The sequence below is a fragment of the Pseudomonas cuatrocienegasensis genome, assembly GCF_900110925.1.
GTDB lineage: Bacteria > Pseudomonadota > Gammaproteobacteria > Pseudomonadales > Pseudomonadaceae > Aquipseudomonas > Aquipseudomonas cuatrocienegasensis.
The window spans coordinates 36,668-58,719 of record NZ_FOFP01000019.1; the positions used below are offsets into that span (position 1 = coordinate 36,668).

The 22,052-nt window shown below is 62.6% G+C and carries 21 protein-coding genes; 6 read left to right on the forward strand and 15 right to left on the reverse strand.

Annotated features, from left to right (window positions below):
- Positions 1-58: 58 nt before the first annotated feature.
- Both ptsP and BMW49_RS20655 read right to left on the reverse strand, forming a co-directional pair.
- Complete coding sequence (gene ptsP / locus BMW49_RS20650; protein ID WP_069520271.1) at positions 59-2,338, reverse strand: phosphoenolpyruvate--protein phosphotransferase; 2,280 nt, start codon at positions 2,336-2,338, stop codon at positions 59-61.
- 20 nt (positions 2,339-2,358) lie between these two features.
- Positions 2,359-2,838: an RNA pyrophosphohydrolase gene (locus tag BMW49_RS20655; RefSeq protein WP_069520273.1), complete on the reverse strand. Its 480-nt coding sequence runs from the start codon at positions 2,836-2,838 to the stop codon at positions 2,359-2,361.
- 145 nt (positions 2,839-2,983) lie between these two features.
- On the opposite strand from BMW49_RS20655, the gene BMW49_RS20660 reads away from it, so the two are divergent.
- Positions 2,984-3,637 carry a histidinol-phosphatase gene (locus BMW49_RS20660; protein ID WP_069520275.1) on the forward strand — a complete coding sequence of 218 codons (654 nt, stop codon included), beginning with the start codon at positions 2,984-2,986 and terminating at the stop codon, positions 3,635-3,637.
- A 141-nt stretch (positions 3,638-3,778) separates the two neighbouring features.
- On the opposite strand, the gene BMW49_RS20665 is transcribed toward BMW49_RS20660, so the two are convergent.
- Positions 3,779-4,216 carry a DUF2269 family protein gene (locus BMW49_RS20665; protein ID WP_069520277.1) on the reverse strand — a complete coding sequence of 146 codons (438 nt, stop codon included), beginning with the start codon at positions 4,214-4,216 and terminating at the stop codon, positions 3,779-3,781.
- A 26-nt stretch (positions 4,217-4,242) separates the two neighbouring features.
- A complete protein-coding gene (gene ilvA, locus BMW49_RS20670; RefSeq protein ID WP_069520279.1) occupies positions 4,243-5,757 on the reverse strand; it encodes a threonine ammonia-lyase, biosynthetic in 1,515 nt (504 codons plus the stop codon).
- A gap of 178 nt (positions 5,758-5,935) precedes the next feature.
- On the opposite strand from ilvA, the gene rpiA reads away from it, so the two are divergent.
- Together rpiA and BMW49_RS20680 are read left to right on the forward strand one after the other, a co-directional pair.
- On the forward strand, positions 5,936-6,607 hold the full coding sequence (gene rpiA / locus BMW49_RS20675) for a ribose-5-phosphate isomerase RpiA (protein ID WP_069520281.1): 672 nt from the start codon (positions 5,936-5,938) through the stop codon (positions 6,605-6,607).
- 249 nt (positions 6,608-6,856) lie between these two features.
- The gene (locus BMW49_RS20680) at positions 6,857-8,812 is read left to right on the forward strand and encodes an autotransporter domain-containing protein (RefSeq protein WP_069520283.1); all 1,956 of its coding nucleotides are present in this window, start codon (positions 6,857-6,859) and stop codon (positions 8,810-8,812) included.
- 23 nt (positions 8,813-8,835) lie between these two features.
- On the opposite strand, the gene BMW49_RS20685 is transcribed toward BMW49_RS20680, so the two are convergent.
- The 5 genes from BMW49_RS20685 to BMW49_RS20705 form a co-directional block, all read right to left on the reverse strand.
- On the reverse strand, positions 8,836-9,759 hold the full coding sequence (locus BMW49_RS20685) for an SdiA-regulated domain-containing protein (protein WP_069520285.1): 924 nt from the start codon (positions 9,757-9,759) through the stop codon (positions 8,836-8,838).
- Between the two features lie 111 nt (positions 9,760-9,870).
- A complete protein-coding gene (locus BMW49_RS20690) occupies positions 9,871-10,218 on the reverse strand; it encodes a NirD/YgiW/YdeI family stress tolerance protein (protein WP_069520287.1) in 348 nt (115 codons plus the stop codon).
- Positions 10,219-10,279: 61 nt separating this feature from the next.
- The gene (locus BMW49_RS20695; RefSeq protein ID WP_069520289.1) at positions 10,280-11,239 is read right to left on the reverse strand and encodes an SdiA-regulated domain-containing protein; all 960 of its coding nucleotides are present in this window, start codon (positions 11,237-11,239) and stop codon (positions 10,280-10,282) included.
- A 33-nt stretch (positions 11,240-11,272) separates the two neighbouring features.
- Positions 11,273-11,938 (reverse strand): fumarylacetoacetate hydrolase family protein, encoded by a 666-nt coding sequence (locus BMW49_RS20700; protein WP_069520291.1) that lies wholly within the window; start codon positions 11,936-11,938, stop codon positions 11,273-11,275.
- Positions 11,939-12,138: 200 nt separating this feature from the next.
- A complete protein-coding gene (locus BMW49_RS20705; protein WP_069520293.1) occupies positions 12,139-13,533 on the reverse strand; it encodes an FAD-binding oxidoreductase in 1,395 nt (464 codons plus the stop codon).
- Between the two features lie 183 nt (positions 13,534-13,716).
- Between BMW49_RS20705 and serA the strand changes: the two genes are divergently transcribed.
- Complete coding sequence (gene serA, locus BMW49_RS20710) at positions 13,717-14,946, forward strand: phosphoglycerate dehydrogenase (protein ID WP_069520295.1); 1,230 nt, start codon at positions 13,717-13,719, stop codon at positions 14,944-14,946.
- Positions 14,947-15,056: 110 nt separating this feature from the next.
- Here the strand turns inward: serA and BMW49_RS20715 are convergent, their stop codons facing one another.
- Positions 15,057-15,560: a 2-thiouracil desulfurase family protein gene (locus BMW49_RS20715; protein ID WP_069520298.1), complete on the reverse strand. Its 504-nt coding sequence runs from the start codon at positions 15,558-15,560 to the stop codon at positions 15,057-15,059.
- A gap of 11 nt (positions 15,561-15,571) precedes the next feature.
- A complete protein-coding gene (locus BMW49_RS20720) occupies positions 15,572-16,183 on the reverse strand; it encodes a 2OG-Fe(II) oxygenase (RefSeq protein ID WP_069520299.1) in 612 nt (203 codons plus the stop codon).
- Between the two features lie 137 nt (positions 16,184-16,320).
- Between BMW49_RS20720 and BMW49_RS20725 the strand changes: the two genes are divergently transcribed.
- Positions 16,321-17,088: a DUF2059 domain-containing protein gene (locus tag BMW49_RS20725; protein WP_069520301.1), complete on the forward strand. Its 768-nt coding sequence runs from the start codon at positions 16,321-16,323 to the stop codon at positions 17,086-17,088.
- 51 nt (positions 17,089-17,139) lie between these two features.
- On the opposite strand, the gene bipL is transcribed toward BMW49_RS20725, so the two are convergent.
- On the reverse strand, positions 17,140-18,075 hold the full coding sequence (gene bipL / locus BMW49_RS20730; RefSeq protein WP_069520362.1) for a phospholipase BipL: 936 nt from the start codon (positions 18,073-18,075) through the stop codon (positions 17,140-17,142).
- 156 nt (positions 18,076-18,231) lie between these two features.
- Between bipL and BMW49_RS20735 the strand changes: the two genes are divergently transcribed.
- Positions 18,232-18,810, forward strand: a complete 579-nt coding sequence (locus tag BMW49_RS20735; protein WP_069520304.1) for a DUF6436 domain-containing protein — start codon at positions 18,232-18,234, stop codon at positions 18,808-18,810.
- Positions 18,811-19,097: 287 nt separating this feature from the next.
- On the opposite strand, the gene BMW49_RS20740 is transcribed toward BMW49_RS20735, so the two are convergent.
- Genes BMW49_RS20740 through potA form a run of 3 tightly spaced genes read right to left on the reverse strand, consistent with a single transcriptional unit; the run spans position 19,098 to position 22,038 of the window.
- Positions 19,098-19,991: an ABC transporter permease subunit gene (locus BMW49_RS20740; RefSeq protein WP_069520306.1), complete on the reverse strand. Its 894-nt coding sequence runs from the start codon at positions 19,989-19,991 to the stop codon at positions 19,098-19,100.
- On the reverse strand, positions 19,988-20,869 hold the full coding sequence (locus tag BMW49_RS20745; protein WP_167362827.1) for an ABC transporter permease subunit: 882 nt from the start codon (positions 20,867-20,869) through the stop codon (positions 19,988-19,990). The genes BMW49_RS20740 and BMW49_RS20745 overlap by 4 nt, the downstream gene beginning before the upstream one ends.
- Positions 20,870-20,895: 26 nt before the next feature.
- Positions 20,896-22,038: a polyamine ABC transporter ATP-binding protein gene (gene potA / locus BMW49_RS20750; protein WP_069520310.1), complete on the reverse strand. Its 1,143-nt coding sequence runs from the start codon at positions 22,036-22,038 to the stop codon at positions 20,896-20,898.
- Between the last annotated feature and the right edge of the window lie 14 nt (positions 22,039-22,052).

Below are 22,052 nucleotides of genomic sequence, written 5' to 3' on the forward strand. Positions count from 1 at the left end.
ACGCTCGACCCAGGCTACCGAAGCCAACGCGGGCTATTAACGCTATTCGCCGTTGTGACTACGACTGAATATTCGACGCCGGGTTGATCATGCGGCCCAGGCCGAGGTTGCGCAGGGCCAGTTGCAGGGTGCTGTGGATCACCTGCGGATTATCGATGGTCATTACCTGCGCCAGCAACTCACGGGCGCGGCCCAGGCTGATCTGGCGCAGCAGCCACTTCACCTTGGGCAGGTTGGTGGCGTTCATCGACAGGCTGTCGAACCCCATGGCCATCAGCAGCACGGCGGCGCTCGGGTCGCCGGCCATCTCGCCGCAGATGCTCACCGGTTTGCCCTCGGCATGGGCATCGGCGACCACCTTGCACAGCGCCTGCAGCACGGCCGGGTGGAGGAAGTCGTAGAGGTCGGCGACCCGCGGGTTGTTGCGGTCTACGGCCAACAGGTATTGCGTCAGGTCATTCGAGCCGACCGAGAGAAAGTCCACCTGGCGGGCCAGCTCGCGGGTCTGGTAGACCGCGGCGGGAATTTCGATCATCACGCCAATCGGCGGCAAAGGCACGTCGGTGCCTTCGTCACGCACCTCGCCCCAGGCGCGGTGGATCAGGTGCAGGGCTTCTTCGAGTTCCTGAATCCCGGAAATCATCGGCAGCAGAATACGCAGGTTATCCAGCCCTTCGCTGGCCTTGAGCATGGCGCGGGTCTGCACCAGGAAGATTTCCGGGTGGTCGAGGGTCACGCGAATGCCGCGCCAGCCGAGGAAGGGGTTTTCTTCCTTGATCGGGAAATACGACAGCGACTTGTCGCCGCCGATGTCCAGGCTGCGCATGGTCACCGGCAGCGGATGGAAGGCCTGCAACTGCTCGCGGTAGATCGCCAGTTGCTCCTTCTCGCTGGGAAAGCGCTCCTTGATCATAAAGGGCACTTCGGTGCGGTACAGGCCGACACCTTCCGCACCGCGCTCCTGGGCGCGCTTCACATCGGCCAGCAGGCCGGTGTTGACCCACAGCGGCATGCGGTGACCGTCGAGGGTCTCGCAAGGCAATGCGCGCAGTGCATCCAGGCCCTGGGTCAGCTGGCGTTCTTCCTCGACCACTTCGGCGTATTGCTTGCGCAGCAGCTCGCTGGGGTTGGTAAAGACTTCGCCGTGGTAACCATCAACGATCAGTTGGATGCCGTCGATCTTCGAATACGGCAGCTCGACCGCGCCCATGACCGTGGGAATACCCATGGCCCGGGCGAAGATCGCCACGTGGGAGTTGCCCGAGCCCTGCACCGAAACCAGCCCGACCAGTTTGCCCTCGGGCACTTCACCGAGCATGGCGGGCGACAGTTCTTCGCTGACCAGGATGGTGTTGTCGGGGTAAGTCAGGGTTTGCTGCCGCGCCTGCTGCAGGTACGCCAGCAGGCGCCGACCGAGGTCCTTGACGTCACTGGCGCGCTCACGCAGGTAGGCGTCGTCCATCAGCTCGAAGCGGTTGACGTGCTCGCTGACCACCTGACGCAGCGCGCCCTGGGCCCACTGGCCGGTCTTGATGACCTTGACCACCTCGTTACCCAGGGCGGCATCTTCGAGCATCATCAGGTAGACGTCGAACAGCGCGCGCTCTTCGGGGCGCAACTGGGTGGCCATCTTCGCCGACAGCGCACGCATGTCCGCGCGCACGCCTTCCAGAGCCGTATTGAACAGCGCCAGTTCGGCGGTGATGTCATCGACATGCTTGTCCGGCACCACATCCAGGTCAGCCGGCGGCAGTACCACCACCGCCGTGCCGACGGCCGCACCGGGCGAACCGGGGACGCCGACGAACTTGGCTTCCTGAATACCTTTGCCCTGCTTGCCCAGGCCGCGGATCGAACCGGTCGCCTCGGCATGGGCGATAACCCCGGCGAGCTGCGCGCTCATGGTTACCAGGAAGGCTTCTTCGCCCTCGTCGAACTGGCGCCGCTCCTTTTGCTGAATCACCAACACGCCCATCACCTTGCGGTGGTGGATGATCGGTGAGCCGAGGAAGGAGGCGTAGCGCTCCTCGCCGGTTTCGGCAAAGTAGCGGTAGCGCGGGTGCTCGGAGGCGTTCTCCAGGTTCAGCGGTTCTTCGCGGGTGCCGACCAGGCCGACCAGGCCTTCGTTGGGCGCCATGCTGACCTTGCCGATGGAGCGCTTGTTAAGGCCCTCGGTGGCCATCAGCACGAAGCGATTGGTCTCAGGGTCGAGCAGGTAAACCGAGCAGACATGGCTGCCCATGGCCTCCCTGACGCGCTGCACGATGATGCCCAACGCCGCCTTGAGGTCCTTGGCGGCATTTACTTCCTGGACGATCTTGCGCAGCGTATTGAGCATGGCTCGGCTCTAAGTCGATGTCAGTCCCGCGCCAGCAGGCGCGGAGCGAGTTCCTTGAGGGCGCGACGGTAGACCTCGCGCTTGAATGTGACCACCTGCCCCAGCGGGTACCAGTAGCTGACCCACCGCCAGCCATCGAACTCCGGCTTGCCCGTCAGGTCCATGCGCACCCGCTCTTCCGCGCCGGTCAGGCGCAGCAGGAACCACTTCTGCTTCTGCCCGATACACAACGGCTGACTATGGGTACGCACCAGACGCTGGGGCAGACGATACCTCAACCAGCCCCGGGTGCAGGCGAGTATTTTCACGTCGTCCTGTTCGAGGCCGACCTCTTCGTTGAGTTCGCGGTAGAGCGCCTCTTCTGGCGACTCATGGTCGTTGATCCCACCTTGCGGGAACTGCCAGGCATCCTGGTTAATCCGACGCGCCCAGAGCACCTGGCCGACCTCATTGGTCAGAATGATGCCGACATTGGGGCGAAAACCATCAGGATCGATCACGGCACACAACCTCGTAAACGCATGTTTCGGCATTGTTCCACAAAGGTCGCGGCAGCGGCAACGCAGCACGTCCGTGGAATGGGAATGGCCGGTAAAAGCCGCTATTCTGGCGACCCTTCGTAGCTGGCAACCAAAGGTGTTTTCCGTGCGCTTGGCCTTATTCGATCTCGACAACACCCTGCTCGGTGGCGACAGCGACCACGCCTGGGGCGATTATCTGTGTGAACGCGGCATCCTCGACGGGATTGCCTACAAGGCACGCAACGACGCCTTTTATCAGGACTACCTGGCCGGCCGCCTGAACATCACCGACTACCTGAACTTCAGCCTGGAAATTCTCGGCCGCACGGAGATGGCCCAGCTTGCGCAGTGGCACCGCGAGTTCATGCGTGACTGCGTCGAGCCGATCATTCTGGCCAAGGGCGAAGCGCTGCTTGCAGAGCACCGTGAGGCCGGCGACAAGTTGTTGATCATCACCGCAACCAACCGCTTCGTTACCGCACCTATCGCCGCACGCCTGGGCGTCGACACCCTGCTGGCCACCGAATGCGAAATGCAGAATGGCCGCTACACCGGCCGCACCACCGACGTGCCCTGCTTCAAGGAAGGCAAGGTTACCCGGCTTAACCGCTGGCTCGGCGAAACCGGCCTGAGCCTAACCGACAGCAGCTTCTACAGCGATTCGATGAACGACCTGCCGCTGCTGGAACAAGTCACCCGCCCAGTAGCAGTCGACCCCGATCCGAAGCTACGCGCCGAAGCGGAAAAACGTGGCTGGCCGGTGATTTCGCTGCGCTGACGGCAGGGAGGCCGCATGCGCCAGGTGCGCACGGCGCACCCTACGGTCCGCGTTTAATTCGCCGTAGGGTGCGCTGTGCGCACCGCCCCACGGTCTATAGCCCTCTCGCCTGAGTGGGCCAGTAGCCCGCTTAAGGACGTATCACGCCGGCTTGGCACCCATCAGCCCCATGATCACCAGCACCAGCACCACGATCAGGCCGGCATAGACAGCGCTCAGGCGTGGCACGGACGCCGCGACACTGGCACCCGCCGCCTGCCAGGCTGCGAGACGACCGGCCAGCAGCAGGGTCAGCGGCACCAGCACCACGAACAGCAGGCTGCTGACCAGCAGCCAGGTCTGGCTGAGCGGCAAGCCCACCAGGCTGACCATCCACCAGCCGGTCAGCGGCAGGCTCAGCGCAAACACGGCCAGAACCGGCAGGCTGATGCTGCGGGTGCGCTGCAGTTTGCGCGTCAGCAGCGCAGCATCGCCGCCACGCGCGGCTTTCCAGAGCATGAAGATATGCACCAGGATGCCAACCAACAGCAGGATGGCCGGAATGCTGTGGAGCATTTTCAGCAGTGGGTAATGTTCCATTGATTCAGTCCTACCGGGTTTCCGGCTTATCCAAGAAAGAGTTTGTACGCCGGGTTATCGCTCTCGTCCCAGTACGGGTAGCCGATGGCGTCCAGCGCAGCGGGGACCAGGTGGCGTTCCGCCTGTGGCACCTGCAAACCGGCGACCACACGACCGTCGGCAGCACCGTGGTTGCGGTAGTGGAACATCGAGATGTTCCAGCGCCCACCGAGTTTTTGTAAGAAATTGAACAAAGCGCCGGGCCGCTCGGGGAACTCGAAGCGCAGCACCACTTCATCCGGCACCGCTGCCGCATGCCCGCCGACCATATGGCGGATGTGCAGCTTGGCCAGTTCGTTGTCGGTCAGGTCAAGCACCGGAAAACCCTGCTCGCGCAGGCCCTGCACCAACGCCGCGCGCGGGTCGTTCTCCGGGTGGGTCTGCACGCCGACGAAGATGTGTGCTTCCTTGGCTTCGTGGTAGCGGTAGTTGAACTCGGTGATCTGCCGCTTGCCGATGGCCTCGCAGAACGCCTTGAAGCTGCCCGGCTTTTCCGGAATGGTCACGGCGATAATCGCCTCGCGCTTCTCACCCAGCTCGGCGCGCTCGGCGACGTGGCGCAGGCGGTCGAAGTTGACGTTGGCGCCCGAGTCGATGCCCACCAGCACTTGATTGCGGCAGCCTTCACGCTCCACGTACTTTTTGATCCCGGCCACGCTCAGGGCGCCGGATGGCTCGGTGATCGAGCGGGTGTCATCGAAGATGTCCTTGATCGCCGCACAGAGCTCATCGGTGCTGACGGTGATCACCTCATCGACATAGTCCTTGCACACGGCAAAGGTGTGCTCGCCGATCTGCGCCACCGCCACGCCATCGGCAAACAGCCCGACACTCGGCAACACCACCCGCTCGCCAGCGGCCATGGCGGCCTGCAGGCAGTTGGAGTCATCCGGCTCGACGCCGATCACCTTGATCTCCGGGCGCAGGTATTTCACGTAGGCCGCGATGCCGGCGATCAGCCCACCGCCGCCAACCGGGACAAAGATCGCGTCGATCTGCCCCGGCTGCTGGCGCAGGATCTCCATGGCGACGGTGCCCTGCCCGGCGATGGTGTGCGGGTCGTCATAGGGGTGGATATAGATGTAGCCCTTTTCGTCGACCAGCTTCAGCGAATAAGCCAGCGCCTCGGGGAAGCTGTCGCCATGCAGCACGGCCTTGCCGCCGCGCGAGCGCACGCCCTGCACCTTGATCTCCGGGGTGGTCTTGGGCATCACGATGGTCGCCTTGACCCCCAGTACCTTGGCCGCCAGGGCCAGGCCCTGGGCATGGTTACCGGCCGAGGCAGTCACCACGCCGCGCGCCAGCTCTTCGGGCGACAGCTGCGCCAGCTTGTTGTAAGCGCCACGAATCTTGAACGAGTACACCGGCTGCAGGTCTTCGCGCTTGAGCAGAATCTGGTTGCCCAGACGCTCGCTAAGCTGGTTGGCGGGTTGCAGCGGGGTTTCCACGGCGACGTCGTAGACGCGCGAGGTGAGGATCTTCTTGACGTACTGTTCGAGCATGGCGTGATCGCAGGCGGCTGTTCGGGTCGGCCCACGAGTCTACCCCAGCCCCAGACGCAACGACCACACGCATAGCGGGGTTTTGCCCGGCCGATGCGGCATGACGTCAGGCGAGGTTTCGCTCACTTGCCGCTATAATTGCCGGCTTTCCGACCCCACTTCAGGCGCAGACCCCGCGATGACCCAGGATCAACTCAAGCAAGCCGTGGCCCAGGCCGCCGTCGACTTCATTCTTCCCAAGCTCGACGCCAAGAGCATTGTCGGGGTCGGCACCGGCTCGACCGCCAACTGCTTTATCGACGCCCTGGCCAAGCACAAGATGGAATTCGACGGCGCTGTCGCCAGTTCCGAAGCCACCGCTACGCGCCTCAAGGGCCACGGCATCCCGGTGTATGAGCTGAACAACGTCAGCGACCTGGAGTTTTATGTCGATGGCGCCGACGAAAGCGACGAGCGCCTGCACCTGATCAAGGGCGGTGGCGCGGCCCTGACCCGCGAGAAGATAGTCGCGGCCGTGGCCAAGACCTTTATCTGCATCGCCGACGCCAGCAAGCTGGTGCGAGTGCTCGGCGCCTTCCCACTGCCGGTCGAAGTCATTCCCATGGCGCGCAGCCACGTGGCCCGCGAGCTGGTCAAACTGGGCGGCGACCCGGTGTACCGTGAAGGCGTGATCACCGACAACGGCAACGTGATTCTCGACGTACACAATATGGCGATCACCGATCCGGTGCAGGTGGAAGCGGCCATCAACGCCATCGTCGGTGTGGTCACCAACGGCCTGTTCGCCGCCCGCCCGGCCGACCTGCTGCTGCTCGGCACCGCCGAGGGCGTGAAAACCCTCAAGCGTTGAAGCGACGGTGAGATTAACGCCGCTGACCGATTGTGGGCATGAATAACCCCGAAAAAGGGCGATATGTACTTTAAGTCGCCTGGTACAAGCACATACGCGGTGCAAGATACTCAACGCTTATCGCCCGTGACCGCTTAACTTATAGCGAAGCGACACCTGACTCTGTGTATGCGTCATTCATCACATTAAGCCCATGATCGGCGCATATCCTGCAATTTCACGGCATCTACCACCCACTGGGAGTATGTCGTGATAAAACCCCTAGCACTGACGATAGGTCTCACCACCGGCCTGTTGTCGCAAATGAGCCTTGCCTACGAGTACGGTGAATATGCCGCCGACACTCTCGAAACCCTGATCAATGACTACCCCGGCAGGTACAGGGGCACCACCAACTTCGCTGGCGCAGCGGATTGGATGGAGCAGCGAATGAGCCCTGGTTATAGCGCTTCACGCCAGGATTTCAGTTGGGTGGCAGGAGGCACTACTCGCAGCTCACAAAATGTGATCGTACAAAATACCGGCATCAGCGGCCGCAACCTGATTGTGGGCGCCCACTTCGATACGTTTTTCGGCCGCCCAACCTTGCAGGGGCTGGACGACAATGGTTCTGGCGCCGGTGTGCTCAGCGAAATCGCGCGCAACCTGGCAGGCATTGACTTCGAGGATGGCGTCACCTTTATCGGTTTTGGCGCCGAAGAAGAAGGGCTACGCGGATCAAACGCCTATCTGGCGTCCCTGGATGCCGAGGCGCGCAGCGCCCTTACCGGCATGATCAATATCGACAGCTTGATTACCGGCGACATGATGTATGCCCATGCCGGTAGCGACAGCGTTGGCAGCTCAGAGTTGACGGCACTGCGCGATCACATTTTGCAGATCGCCAGTGAAATGGGTATTGAGCTGAATACCAACCCCGGGCTCAACAGTGACTACCCCGCCGGCACCGGTTGCTGCAGCGACGGCGACAGCTTTCTGGGGCTCGGCATACCCGTCCTCTATATGGAATCGACCAATTGGGATATTGGCGATCTGGATGGTTACGAGCAGACGACCAACCCGGCCATCCCTGGTGGTTCAACCTGGCATAACCCCACACTGGACAATGAAACCGTACTGGTCGGTGCCTTTGGTGAAGAAAGGATTGCCCAACGGCTACGCGATTACTCCCGCCTGCTCACGCGCCTGGTTCTGGAAGCCACCCAAACCGACCTGCGCTACTCCGCTCTTTCCGGTGCTGCCTTGCTTGGCACCCTGGAAGACACCCTGACCCGCCAACAGCAGAGCCTCGCGCAAGTGCATGACCTGCGCTGGATCAAGCTACGCAGTGCGTCGCGCGCCGTTGGTAGCATCGATGGCGCCGTGGGCATCGAAGGTCAGGCCAGCCCTCAGCAAGGTTTTGACAGTGAGCCAGACCAGCGCTCGCATCAGGCCAGCGCTTACGCAATGGCCGATATACAACTGACGCCAACCCTTAATCTCGGCGCCAGCTTGAGCTTCAGTCGCAGCAAAGACAGCCTGGACCATGGTGGCAAGGTGGATGGTGATACCTGGCAGGCCGGACTGTACGGCTCACTCCAGGATGACAGCCCACTGTGGCTGAACGCGGATGTCAGCGCCGGCCGAACCTCGTTCGACATGACCCGCGCGGTCTTCATCCAGGGCAATGGTGGACCAATTATCCTCGACCAGAAGCTGGACGGAAAAACCGATGCGCTGTTCTGGGGCGGGCGCCTGCTAGGGGGTTACGACTTCGCGCATGGCAACCTAAGCAATGGCCCGATGGTTGGCATCGACTACCATCGCTATACGCTCGACGGCTATCGCGAAAAATCCAGCCTGCGTACAGCATTACGTACCGAACGCACTCGCTTCGACTCTGCCGAACTGAGTATTGGCTGGCAGGTCTATGGAGCGCTGCCGCTGAATACCGGCAAGAAGCTGCTGCCTTACGCCAGCCTGGCATGGGTCGAGGAGCTGGCGGATGGTTTCAGCGAGGATTTCGAACTGACCAGCCCGGCAGACGGGTCGGTACGCCGTATCGATAACGGCCGAGCCACCGATAAACACTTCGCCCGAGCACGCCTGGGCGCACAGTTGTCACTCAGCCACAACCTGGCTCTTTATGCACAGGCCAGCGGGCGCTTGCAGCATACCGATGGTGATCAGACCGCCTATAGCGCAGGGGTACAGTTTGCGTTCTGATCCACCCCCAGCCTGCCGAGCCCTCACTCGGCAGGCTTGTCGAACACGTAGAACAGATTTGGCTCGCTGATCAGGTACAGCGTGCCCTTATCGTCCATCGTCAGGCCTTCGGCTTGCGGTACTGATGCCTTGAGGCCTTGCTGGCCTTGCAGCAACGAGAGGGTACTGAGCGGCTTGCCCTCGGCATCCATTTCCACCACCAGGCGCGACTCGTCCGACAGGGCGAGCAGGTGCCCGGTTGCCGCGTCGAACTGCAGGCTGGACAGGTCACGCACAAACAGCCCGGCATCGCGGGCCTGATCGTCGGTGATATCCACATTGGTGACCGGGCCAGCACCATCAAGCTGTGGGAAACCTAGCACTTCATAGATGCGCAGCGGGTCGCGCTCCTTGGCGACGAACAGGCGCTCGCCCGCCCGGTCGTAGGCCAACCCTTCGAAGCCCTTGTTGTCGTCCTCGTTGCTAAGCGCCAGGGTCAACTGCTGTGACTGCTCGGCATCCAGCGTTTGCGTGCTGTCATCCACGCGCACCTTGATCAGGCGCTGGCGCGACTCGTCGGTGATCACGTAGACGCCCTGGCTGATGTACTCGACGGCCTCGGGATCACCGAAGTGAAGCAGACGGATGCGCCGCAGCACCTGCCCATCGAGGGACAGCTCGATCAGCTCACTGTTCTGGTTGGTGACGGTAAACAGGCTACGTCGATCCGGGTCGAAAGTCAGCGCCGAGACGTCGTCCTCCAGACCGGGGATCGGCTGCGCCTGGATCACTGCGCGGTAAGAGCCCAGGGCCAGCGAGTCGCTCGCCAGCTCGGAAAAAGGCATCACCTGCTGCAGGTTGAACCAGCCGCGCTGAAACAGGCGGTAATCCTGCGCCAGAGCAGCCAGCGCCACTACCCCGACCAGAACCAGGCCGAACAGCACGCGTTTGCGGGTCAGAGCACGCATCGACAATCACTCTTCCAAGGGTCACACACACGCCAGCCCCGAGCAGGGCTCGGGGCTGGGCTCAATCAATCAGTGGACCTGCGCAGGCGGGGACACGCGCAGGGACGCGGCTCAGTTGATCAGCTCGACGCGATCGACGTCGATTTCACGGTTGGTCAGGTCACGATCGACCTCACCGGTCAGCTTGACCTTGGCGGTTTCCGAGATGCTCTGGGCCGGCCAGTCTTCATCGTCGATCTCGACGTGGATGGTGCCTGTAGCATCCTTGAATTCGTACAGTTCGTCCTGCACGCGCTTGACGATCTGGCCTTGCAGCACCACCGGGGTATCGTCAGCGGCGGTCATGGCTGCAGCGACGGTGGTTACCGAAGTAGCAGCGCCCGGGCCGGTGTAGCTGCCGGCAAATACGGCGGTGGAGAACAGCGGAGCAAGCAGCAGAGCAATGGCGGAACGCTTCATGGCGTAGAACCTCAATCAGTTGATGACGAGGTCAGGTTAACCACCCTAGCTGAAGCCATGCTTAATCAGTGCTTAAGCCAACCTTAACCGGCGTTTTCGGCAACACCACCGGCTGCGCCTTGCTGAACACATACAGCAGGTTGGGCTCGCCGATGATGTAAATGCTGCCGGCCGCGTCCATGGTCACGCCCTCGGCCTGCTTGATCCCATCGTGCAAACCATTGAGGCCACCGATCAGGCTGATAAAGCTCACCGGCTCGCCCTGGGCATCCACCTCCAGCAGCAGCCGTGACTCATCCGACAGCACCAGGGTATGGTCGGTGCGTGCGTCGTAGGTCAGCGAGGAAATATCGCGCACGAACAGATTCCCGACGGGCAGCGGCTCCACCGCGCCCTGGGGGCTGTAGCCGTCGGTGCCTGGAAGCCGCAGGCTGAACAGCCCGAGCGGGCCACGCTCCTTGCCCAGCAGCACACGCTGGTGGAGTGGGTCCCAGGCGATGCCTTCAAAACCCTTGTTGCCCGCATCGGCGAAACCCAGGTCATAGGACGGGTAGTCACGGCTATCAATACGCTGGGTTTCGTCAGTCAGGCTAATCGCTGTCAGGGTGCGCTGGCGTTCATCAATGATCGCCAGACGCCCGCCATCGATGACCTCGACGCCCTCCGGGTTGGAAAAGCCGCTCAGGGGGATACGCCGTAGCACCTCACCCGTGAGCGACAGCTCAGCCAACTCCGGGTCGCGCCCGGTGACGGTAAACAGGGTATCGCTGGCGGGGTTGTAGGTCAGGCCCGAGGTTTCACCCTTGGCCAGGCCTTCGAGCGCCTTGCCCTCGACCACCGCGCGATATCCGGGCAACCAGACGCTGGCTGCCTGGGTAGCTGCAGTGGCACGCTGCTGGTGCAGCCAGAACAGCAACTGGTCATCCCAATGCCGGGCAACCACTAGCACCGCCCCAGCCAGCACGAACATGCCCAGCAACCAGCGGTACCAGCGAACCGTGCGAAGTACATTCAGCATCATGGCAAGCGACTCGAAAACGTTACGCCCGCGCTCTTACAGCACCTGGCTGACATGACGCGCCTGGCCGACCAGCTCCAGCTCAAGGGCATCGCCCTTGGCCAGCGGGCCGACGCCTGCTGGGGTACCGGTGAGGATGACATCGCCGGGCTGCAGGCTGAAATGTCCGCAGATATGCTGGATCATCGGCACGATGGGGTTGAGCATGTCGCGGCTGTTACCGTCCTGGCGGACCTCGCCGTTGATGGTCAGACGGATGCCGATATCGCCCAGGTCGGCAAAGGTATCGCCAGGTACGAAGGGCGCCAGCACACAGGCGCCGTCGAAACTCTTGGCAGTCTCCCAGGGGTAGCCCTTTTCCTTGAGGCGCGCCTGCAGATCACGCAGGGTCAGGTCCAGCGCCGGGGCGAAGCCGGAGATGGCATCGCGCACTTCTTCTTCATCGGGCGTGCGCGACAACGGCTTGCCGATCAGCACAGCGATTTCCGCCTCGTAATGCACCGAACCGCGATCATCGGGAATCACGAAACCGCCCGCCAGCGGCACAACACAGGAGCCGGGTTTGATAAACAGCAGCGGCTCGGCGGGCACCGGGTTGTTCAGCTCCCGCGCATGCTCGGCGTAATTGCGACCGATGCACACCACCTTGCCGAGGGAGAAGTGGATAGAGGTGCCATCGACGTACTGATGCTGGTAACTCATGGGCGACTCCTGTGGAGAATTCGGCGCAAGCTGCTCTGGGCAGGAGCGAATTTATTCGCGAATAGGGCTACGCGTCATACATCAACTGTCAGCCAATGCCAGTCTGCGCGGGAAGTCCCGGGCGGCATTCTGCTTTAGCTGCGACTTCTGCAGCGCTTGCGCGATCTATCGCGAATAAATTCGCTCCTACAATAAAGGGATCAAACCGGAAAGATCTTGCCTGGGTTCATGATCCCGTTGGGGTCGAAGGCCGCTTTGATTGCCCGCATGTAGGCAATTTCGGCCTCACTGCGGCTGTAATGCAGGTAATCGCGCTTGGTCATGCCCACGCCGTGCTCGGCGCTGATCGAGCCGTTGTACTTCTGGACGGTCTCGAACACCCACTTGTTCACGGTGGCGCACTTGGCGAAGAAATCTTCCTTGCTCAGCGCTTCGGGCTTGAGGATGTTCAGGTGCAGGTTGCCGTCGCCAATGTGGCCGTACCAGAGCACTTCGAAATCCGGGTAGCTGCCCGACACGATGGTGTCGATATCGGCGAGGAATGCCGGCACCTGGCTGACCGTCACCGAGATGTCGTTCTTGTACGGTGTCCAGTGGCTGATGGTTTCAGAGATGTACTCGCGCAGCTTCCACAGGTTCTGCAGCTGCTGCTCGCTCTGGCTCATCACGCCGTCCAGCACCCAGCCCTGCTCGACACAATACTCGAAGGTTTCCAGGGCGCTGTTGGACACGTCCTCGTTCAGCGCCTCGAACTCCAGCAGGGCATAGAAGGGTGTGCGGCTCTCGAACGGCGCCGGGATGTCACCGCGACCCAGGATCTTGTCCAGGCATTTATCGGAGAAGAACTCGAAGGCGGTCAGGTCGAGCTTGCCGTGGAAGGCATGCAGCACCGGCATGATCGAGTCGAAATCCGGGGTGCCCAGCACCATGGCGGTGAGGTTGCGCGGCGCGCGGTCCAGGCGCATGGTCGCCTCGACGACGAAGCCCAGGGTGCCTTCGGCGCCGATAAACAGCTGGCGCATGTCATAACCGGTGGCGTTCTTGATCAAATCCTTGTTCAGCTCCAGCAACTCGCCGGTGCCGGTGACGACCTTGAGGCCGGCCACCCAGTTGCGGGTCATGCCATAGCGGATAACCTTGATCCCGCCGGCATTGGTACCGATATTGCCGCCAATCTGACTGGAACCCGCCGAGGCGAAATCCACCGGGTAATACAGACCCTTGTCTTCGGCGAACTGCTGCAGCGCGCCGGTGACCACGCCCGGTTGGCAAACCACGGTGCGATCGAACTCGTTAAAGGCGAGGATCTGGTTCATGTAGTCGAACGACACCACCACCTCGCCATTGGCCGCCACGGCCGCGGCCGACAGGCCAGTACGGCCGCCGGAGGGCACCAGGGCGATCTGGTGGGCATTGGCCCAGCGCACGATGGCCTGTACTTGCTCGATGGTCTTGGGGAATACGATGGCAGTCGGAGCTGGCGCGTAGTGCTTGGTCCAGTCCTTGCCGTAGGTCTCCAGCGAGGCAGCGTCGGTCAGCACTTTGCCGGGCTCGACCAGGGTTTTGAGTTCTTCAATCGGCAGGTGATCGGTCATTTCAACTCTCGAAACATTCATGGTCGCCCTGAGAACCGTTCAGGTCGCAACCGAGCAAGGAAAAGGGAAGCCATGCTAGCATACGCCCCCCGCAAATCATGCTTCCCAGCGATTTGCCGGCCTGTCGGCAACAGCGCCGATACTTCTCCTGACACTTAAATTAGTGGGGCAACAGGTACTCCGATGAGCACGACCTCTCTCGACAAGAGCAAGATCAAGTTCCTTCTTCTTGAAGGTGTCCACCAGAACGCAGTGGATACCCTGAAGGCGTCCGGTTACACCAACATCGAGTACCTCAAGACCGCGCTGTCCGGCGAGGAGCTGAAGGCCAAGATCGCCGATGCCCATTTCATCGGCATCCGCTCGCGCACCCAACTGACCGAAGAAGTTTTCGACTGCGCGAAGAAGCTGGTCGCCGTCGGCTGCTTCTGCATCGGCACCAACCAGGTCGACCTGGACGCGGCGCGCCAGCGCGGCATCGCGGTGTTCAACGCGCCCTACTCCAACACCCGCTCGGTGGCCGAGCTGGTGCTGGCCCAGGCCATCCTGCTGCTGCGCGGCATCCCCGAGAAGAACGCCTCCTGCCACCGTGGCGGCTGGATCAAGTCGGCGGCCAACTCCTTCGAGATCCGCGGCAAGAAGCTCGGCATCGTCGGTTACGGCTCCATCGGCACCCAGCTGTCGGTCCTCGCCGAAGCCCTGGGCATGCAGGTGTTCTTCTACGACGTGGTGACCAAGCTGCCGCTGGGCAACGCGACCCAGGTCGGCAAGCTGCATGACCTGCTGGGCATGTGCGATATCGTTTCCCTGCACGTACCTGAGCTGGCGTCCACCCAGTGGATGATCGGCGAGAAGGAAATCCGCGCCATGAAGAAGGGCGGCATCCTGATCAACGCTGCCCGTGGCACTGTGGTCGAACTGGACCACCTGGCGGCCGCGATCAAGGACGAGCACCTGATCGGCGCTGCCATCGACGTGTTCCCGGTCGAGCCGAAGTCCAACGACGATGTGTTCGAGAGCCCGCTGCGCGGCCTGGATCGTGTCATTCTCACGCCGCACATCGGTGGATCCACCGCCGAAGCCCAGGCCAACATCGGTCTGGAAGTGGCCGAGAAGCTGGTCAAATACAGCGACAACGGCACCTCGGTGTCCTCGGTCAACTTCCCTGAAGTGGCCCTGCCGGCGCACCCGGGCAAGCATCGCCTGCTGCATATCCACGAGAACGTGCCGGGTGTGATGAGCGAGATCAACAGCGTGTTTGCGGAAAACGGCATCAACATCTCCGGCCAGTTCCTGCAGACCAACGACAAGGTTGGCTACGTGGTCATCGACGTCGACGCCGAGTATTCCGACCTGGCGCTGGAGAAGCTGCAACACGTTAAAGGCACCATCCGCAGCCGCGTGCTGTTCTAAGTACCGGCAGTGATCAACAAGGGAGACTTCGGCCTCCCTTGTTCGTTTATGCGGCGCTCACAGCGACATCCAGAGTAGCGTTTCCCGGGTATCGCTTCGCTCAACCCAGGCTACCGGTCGCGGCTGGCCTGCTCGAGGCATGCCAGCGCTTCCAGCGCCTGCGCCAGTTGCTCCTCGCTGAACACCTGCACGCCCGCGCGACGCAGTATCGCGGCGGTGACACCTTCGCCGGGGATGCGCGTGCCGGTGAACTGGCCATCGTAGTTCTCCAGGTTGCCGCACGAGGGGCTGCGCGCCTTGAGCAGGGCGATGCGAATGCCATGGCGTTGCACCAGCGCCAGCGCCTGCTCGGCCCCGGCGACAAAGGCGGCGGTGACATCCTCGCCATCGATCCCACGCACCCGCACCTGGCCATCGAGCACTTGGCCGCCCTGGCCGCCGTCGATCTCCGCCGCCGGCCGCGGCGTGGGCAGGCCACCGGCGACTTCCGGACAAAGCGCAACCACCCGCCCTTCAGCCTGCCAGCGCTGCAGCAGGTCGAACGGTCCATGGGCGCCGCCGTCGTAGCGCACCGGATGGCCCAACAGGCAGCGGCTGACCAGGATCTTCTCCACAGCTAGCTCCTTCACTCCAGCGGATTATCGGCGCGGCGGCGGAACCAGGCGGTCAGCGACAGCCGATCACGGGTAGCCGGCAACACCTCGTGGGGGATGTCGGCCGAGAGGAACACCACCAGGCTGCCGGCCACGGGCAGGATGTCATGGGCAGCATCGTCTTGCAGATACAGGCGTAGTGCGCCGCCCTGCTGCGCCTGCCAGTCCGGGTTCAGGTAGAGCACCGCCGAGACCGCGCGGCGATCGTCATCGCGAAAACGGTCGAGGTGGCGGCGGTAAAACGCACCCGGCGGGTAGAGGGCGAAATGGCTTTCGACATCTTCCAGGCCGAGAAACAGCGCCTGGTTGAGCGCCATGCGCAATTGCTCAAGGTGTGCCAGATACTGGTCGCAGGCCACCGACTGGCCCGGTTCGAGCCAATCGATATGATCGCCACGAATGCCCTCATTGACCGCCACGAACGGGCCGCGCCCTACGCCAGCCGGCGTCAGGGCACCCTGGGCGGCACGCCGATGGCACTCTGCGGCCAAAGCCATGGTCAGAGAAGCAGAGATGAACGCCGGCTGCAGGGACCAACCCTGCTCGGCCAGGTCATCGATGATGCGGGAACACAAGGTGTCCATCTGGGGGTTCTCTACCGCGCCGGCGGATGCTGGCCAGTGTAAGGGGGGTTGTCGAAAGCGGCTGCTGAGGTATGCACTGCGCCTCGACAAGCCTTGGCTGGCCATTGAAAATACTCGCCCGCTAGACTGGAGTCTGTATGCGCGTCCTATCCTTTGCAGTACTGCTGTTGCTGAGCCTCACGGCCCAGGCTGACGATCACGCCGATCTTTACCAGTCCGCAGGATGGGCGCAGCAGCGCGCGCATTTCAGCGCAGCGCTGAGTGCCGCGCAAGCCCGTTATCAATCAACCCTGCCACCGGCGGTGTATCAGGCCCTGGTGAACAACAGCAACGCACGCTTCGCTCCGGCCGCCATGGATCAGCGCGCCCTGCAGGGCCTGCGCCAGCACTTGGCCGATCCCGCTCCCGCCCTGGCTTTTTTCCAGTCGCCCCTGGGCCGTAAGGTGGTCGAAGCCGAGCTGCTGGCCACCAGCCGTGAACAACTGATGCTGCATGCCGACGGCCTCCCGCGCATTGAGGCGAGCGCCACCCGCCGCCTGCTGATCCGCCACCTGGCCCAGGCCATGCCGGCCCGCGAAGCGGGCGCTGAGGTGAGCCTGGCGCTGGCCGGCGTCGCCGCCGACAGCCTGAGCCAGATGATCCCTGGCCTGCTCGGCGGTGGCGCCGCACAGTCGATGCTCGAAGGCCAGCGCCAGCGGCTGATGGAGCAGATCAGTGTCGACCTCGACAACACCCTGCTGCATGTCTACCGCGAGCTGTCGGACCCGGAGCTGGAGGAGTTCGTCAGCTTTGCCCAGTCCGTCGAGGGCCAGGCCTATTACCAGGCCGCTCTGGCGGCGATGCGCGAAGGCCTTGCCGTGGGCCGCAGCAGCGACAGTCTGGCGCCCGCGCCGCAGGGCATCTGATAGGGTCTATTGCCGTTTCGTAGTGAGCCGCGAACGAAACGGGAACAGACCCTAGCCATTCCCCAACTGCTGATCGAGAAAGGCGAAATACTGCTCGCGAAAGACCGGTAGTTCGTTGGCCAGGTGATGCCGCGCCTCGGGCAGGCGCAGGATGCGCGGCGCGTCGAACTTGTCTTCCAGCACTGCCAGGTTATGTCGCCAGTCGACAGTCATGTCGGCCTCACCCTGGACGATGATCGGGCTGTGCCGGCTGCGCGCAGCACCCTCGATGCGCGGCACCCACTGGCGCAAGGCGCCGACCCAGCGGGTCGGCAGGCTGCGCGGCTGCAACGGGTCCTGGTTGTGCACGAAGTCGATAAAAGCCGCGTCCCCCGAATTGATGCTGAAGCGTCGCGGAATCTCCGTGACGAACGGGCTCAGCAGGCGATAGCTCAATTGCGACCAGTTCCAGGAGCGCGGCCGCACCAGCGGCGCCAGCAGCACTGTTTCGCCGAGTGATGGATGCACAGCAGCATGCAGACGGTGATCGAGCAGAATCGCCGCACCGGTGCTTTGCCCGCACAGGTGCCAGGGCGCGGGCAACTCCAGGGCCGCCGCCTCGATCAGCGCCGCATCGAGCACGGCCTGGTACTCGGCGAAGTCACCGATGCTCGCCCGCTCACCACTGGACAGGCCATGCCCCGGCAGGTCTACGGCAAGCACAGCGAACTGGCGGCGCAACGCCCACTCGATGACATGCCGGTACAAGCCTGAGTGGTCGTAATAGCCATGCAGCAGGATCAGGCTCGCCCGCGGCGTCGGCGGACGCCAGAGCTGCAGCGCGATGCGGTAGTCACCCACCTCAAGCAGCCCGAGGCGACCCGGCAAGCCCAGACGGTCGAAGCCATAGAAGCGCTGGTAGTGCTCATCATGGGGGCCGGGCTCGCCTGCCGCGGCCAAGGGTCGCAGGCTGGCCAGCAGGTGATCGAGCGGGAAAGGCGCAGGCATCAGGGTTTCCGCAAGGTTGCCGAGGTCAGGTAGGTGAAGGATACCGCCGTCACCAGGCAAAGGGATATTCTGCTGGCGCCCCGGGCATGGCAAGCTACCCGGCCATGGTGCGGCGCGCTATCCCTGCTGCACACCTCACTCGCCACAGGCTCAGCCATGCCCAAACCACGCCGCAAAACGCTCCTGATCAGCCTGACCGCCCTGCTCTGGCTGGCGGCGATGATCGCGGCGTATTTCTGGTTCGAGGCCCGTTACATCCGCACCTTCAGCGACCAGACTGCGCTGTTCAGCGGCAGCGAGCTGCGCCTGCCCGAACACCTGGCCGGGCCAGGCCCGATTCGCCTGGTGCACTTCTGGGACCCGGGCTGCCCATGCAATGTCGGTAACCAACAACATCTGGGCGAGCTGATCGAACGCTTCGCGCCCCAAGGTGTGGCGTTTTACGCCGTGCAAAAAGCCGGCAGTCAGGGCCGTCTACCCGCCAACCTCGATGCCTTGCAGGCTCTGGCCACACTGCCCGGCAGCGAGCAGCTGCCCGCCAGCCCGGCAGTGGCAATCTGGGACCAGCAGGGCCGGCTGGCCTACTTCGGCCCTTACAGCGAGGGGCTGACCTGCAGCTCGAGCAACAGCTTTATCGAGCCCATTCTCGAGGCCCTGGCCGCCGGGCGCCATGTCAATGCCAGCAACACCCTGGCCGTGGGCTGCTTCTGCGCCTGGACGCCGACATCCGAATAGGTCTGGCGTCTAACGCCGACGGCAACAGACCCAAATAGCGCTCAAGCTGTGCTTTTTAGGCTATGTCGCCGTTCCGCGCTGCACAACGTCGCGGCTTCTCGTAGGAGCCGCGCCTCGCGGCGAATAGCGGTCCTTCAGCGGTATAACAGATAGTCCAAAAGCTTCGCGCCGGGGCGGCGCTCCTACGGAATTTGCGTTATGGCCTACATGCGACTGCAACAGCCAATGGGACATAGCCAATGAAAAGGGCCACGACTGTGGCCCTCTGGGTGTAACGCGTTTACCGATCAGGCATGCACTTGCGACGGGTCGCGGCGGCTGTCGGGGCCGGCCTGCAGGTGGGCACCGGTGCTTTCGTCCATGGCCTGCTGGATCGCCTTCTTGCGGTTTTCTTCGGCGCGGTGGGCGAAGAACCAGACCAGGAAGGTGGCGAAGGACACCGCCAGCAGAATCAGACTGGCCACGGCGTTGATTTCCGGTTTCACGCCCAGGCGCACGGCGGAGAACACCTCCATCGGCAGGGTGGTGGAGCCGGGGCCGGAAACGAAGCTGGCCAGTACCAGGTCGTCCAGCGACAGGGCGAAGGACATCATGCCGCCAGCGGCCAGCGAAGGCGCGATCATCGGGATGGTGATCAGAAAGAACACCTTGAATGGCTTGGCACCCAGGTCCATGGCCGCTTCTTCGATCGACAGGTCGAGCTCACGCAGGCGCGCCGACACCACCACCGCCACGTAGGCGGAGCAGAAGGTAGTGTGAGCGATCCAGATGGTCAGAATGCCGCGCTCGGCGGGCCAACCGATCAATTGCGCCATGGCCACGAACAACAGCAACAGCGACAGACCGGTGATCACCTCGGGCATCACCAACGGCGCAGTGACCAGACCACCGAACAGCGTGCGGCCCTTGAAGCGCGTGACACGGGTCAGCACGAAGGCCGCCATGGTACCCAACGCTACGGCGGCAATCGCTGTGTAGCAGGCGATTTCCAGGGAGCGCATCACCGCGTTCATCAACTGGGTGTTGTCGAGCAAGCCGACATACCACTTCACCGACCAGCCACCCCAGACGGTAACCAGGCGCGATTCATTGAACGAGTAGATGACCAGGATCACCATCGGCAGGTAGATAAACAGCAAGCCGACCCACAACATGATGTTGGAGAAACGGAAACGTCTCATGCCCGACCCTCCATCTCTTTGGCTTGGTTGCGGTTAAACAGAATGATCGGCACGATCAGGATCGCCAGCATGACCACCGCCAGGGCGGACGCCACCGGCCAGTCGCGGTTGTTGAAGAACTCTTGCCACAGCACCTTGCCAATCATCAGCGTCTCCGGGCCACCGAGCAGCTCGGGGATGACGAACTCGCCGACCACCGGGATGAACACCAGCATGCAGCCGGCGATGATGCCGTTCTTCGACAGCGGCACGGTGATTTTCCAGAAGCTGTTGAAGTTGCTCGAGCCCAGGTCGGCCGCGGCTTCCAGCAAGCTCTGGTCATGCTTCACCAGGTTGGCGTAGAGCGGCAGGATCATAAACGGCAGGTAGGAGTACACCACGCCGATATACACCGCGACGTTGGTATTGAGGATCTGCAGCGGCGCATCGATCAGGCCGATACTCTGCAACAGGCTATTGAGCAGGCCGTTGTTGCTGAGAATACCCATCCAGGCATACACGCGGATCAGGATCGCCGTCCAGGTCGGCATCATGATCAACAGCAGCAGCACGGTCTGGATGTCCTTGTCGGCGCGGGCAATGGCATAAGCCATCGGGTAGCCGATCAACAGACACAGCAGGGTGCTGACAAAGGCCATCTTCAGCGAGCCCAGGTAGGCCGCCAGGTACAGCGAGTCCTCACTGAGGAAGATGTAGTTGCCCAGGTTGAGCACGATCGACAGTTTGTTTTCCGCCCAGGTGTACACCTCGGTGTACGGCGGAATGGCCACGTCGGCTTCGGCGAAGCTGATCTTCAAGACGATGATGAAGGGCAGCAGAAAGAACAGGAATAGCCAGACGAAGGGCACGCCAATAACCAGGTGGCGGCCCGACGGCATGCGGCGGCTTAGGCTTCGGGAAATATTCATGAGCGCAATGCCACCCCGCTGTCGTCCTCCCACCAGACGTAGACTTCGTCATCCCAGGTCGGCCGCGCGCCACGGCGCTCGGCGTTGGCGACGAAGGACTGGACGATCTTGCCGCTCGGCAGTTGTACGTAGAACACCGAATGGCCGCCCAGGTAGGCGATGTCGTGGACCTTGCCACGCGACCAGTTGTACTCGTAGGCCGGCTGCTCGGTGGTAACCAGCAGCTTCTCCGGGCGAATGGCGTAGGTGATGCTCTTGTCCTGCACCGAGGTGCTGACGCCGTGGCCGACGTAGATGTTGCGCTCCAGGTCCGGGCTGTCGATCAGCGCATGGCCTTCCATGTCTTCGATGACCTGGCCTTCGAACAGGTTGACGTTGCCGATGAACTCGCAAACCAGACGGCTGGTCGGGGTTTCATAGATGTCGATCGGGCTGCCGATCTGGGCGATCCAGCCCAGGTGCATGATGGCGATGCGCTGGGCCATGGTCATGGCCTCTTCCTGGTCGTGGGTCACCATCACGCAGGTCACGCCGACGCGCTCGATGATCTCGACCAGTTCGAGCTGCATCTGCGAGCGCAGCTTCTTGTCCAGCGCGCCCATCGGCTCATCGAGCAGCAGCAGCTTCGGGCTCTTGGCCAGGGAGCGGGCCAGGGCCACACGCTGGCGCTGGCCACCGGAGAGCTGGTGCGGCTTGCGCTTGGCGTACTGAGTCATGTGCACCAGTTTGAGCATCTCGGCCACACGGGCCTCGATCTGCTCCTTGGGCATGCGGTCCTGTTTGAGGCCGAAGGCGATGTTGTCCGCCACGGTCATGTGCGGGAACAGTGCGTAGGACTGGAACATCATGTTGATCGGCCGCTCGTAGGGCGGCAGGTCAGTGATGTCCTGGCCATCGAGGAAGATGCGCCCCTCGGTCGGCCGCTCGAAACCGGCGAGCATGCGCAGCAGGGTCGACTTGCCCGAACCTGAACCGCCGAGCAGCGCGAAGATCTCGCCCTTGTTGATGGTCAGAGAGACATCGTCGACCGCGACCGTTTCATCGAACTTCTTGGTCACACGCTCGATTTTGACCAGCACCTCTTTCGGTTGCTGATCACCCTCTAGAACCTTTTTATAGGCACTGGAAGCAACTGCCATTCCCAACACTCCCG

Bases quoted from the DNA above. Each gene is read 5' to 3' on its own strand.
- ptsP (WP_069520271.1), bottom strand. From the start codon at position 2,338: ATGCTCAATACGCTGCGCAAGATCGTCCAGGAAGTAAATGCCGCCAAG.
- BMW49_RS20665 (WP_069520277.1), bottom strand. From the start codon at position 4,216: ATGGAACATTACCCACTGCTGAAAATGCTCCACAGCATTCCGGCCATC.
- ilvA (WP_069520279.1), bottom strand. From the start codon at position 5,757: ATGCTCGAACAGTACGTCAAGAAGATCCTCACCTCGCGCGTCTACGAC.
- rpiA (WP_069520281.1), top strand. From the start codon at position 5,936: ATGACCCAGGATCAACTCAAGCAAGCCGTGGCCCAGGCCGCCGTCGAC.
- BMW49_RS20685 (WP_069520285.1), bottom strand. From the start codon at position 9,759: ATGCGTGCTCTGACCCGCAAACGCGTGCTGTTCGGCCTGGTTCTGGTC.
- BMW49_RS20690 (WP_069520287.1), bottom strand. From the start codon at position 10,218: ATGAAGCGTTCCGCCATTGCTCTGCTGCTTGCTCCGCTGTTCTCCACC.
- BMW49_RS20695 (WP_069520289.1), bottom strand. From the start codon at position 11,239: ATGATGCTGAATGTACTTCGCACGGTTCGCTGGTACCGCTGGTTGCTG.
- BMW49_RS20700 (WP_069520291.1), bottom strand. From the start codon at position 11,938: ATGAGTTACCAGCATCAGTACGTCGATGGCACCTCTATCCACTTCTCC.
- BMW49_RS20705 (WP_069520293.1), bottom strand. From the start codon at position 13,533: ATGACCGATCACCTGCCGATTGAAGAACTCAAAACCCTGGTCGAGCCC.
- serA (WP_069520295.1), top strand. From the start codon at position 13,717: ATGAGCACGACCTCTCTCGACAAGAGCAAGATCAAGTTCCTTCTTCTT.
- BMW49_RS20720 (WP_069520299.1), bottom strand. From the start codon at position 16,183: ATGGACACCTTGTGTTCCCGCATCATCGATGACCTGGCCGAGCAGGGT.
- BMW49_RS20725 (WP_069520301.1), top strand. From the start codon at position 16,321: ATGCGCGTCCTATCCTTTGCAGTACTGCTGTTGCTGAGCCTCACGGCC.
- bipL (WP_069520362.1), bottom strand. From the start codon at position 18,075: ATGCCTGCGCCTTTCCCGCTCGATCACCTGCTGGCCAGCCTGCGACCC.
- BMW49_RS20735 (WP_069520304.1), top strand. From the start codon at position 18,232: ATGCCCAAACCACGCCGCAAAACGCTCCTGATCAGCCTGACCGCCCTG.
- BMW49_RS20740 (WP_069520306.1), bottom strand. From the start codon at position 19,991: ATGAGACGTTTCCGTTTCTCCAACATCATGTTGTGGGTCGGCTTGCTG.
- BMW49_RS20745 (WP_167362827.1), bottom strand. From the start codon at position 20,869: ATGCCGTCGGGCCGCCACCTGGTTATTGGCGTGCCCTTCGTCTGGCTA.
- potA (WP_069520310.1), bottom strand. From the start codon at position 22,038: ATGGCAGTTGCTTCCAGTGCCTATAAAAAGGTTCTAGAGGGTGATCAG.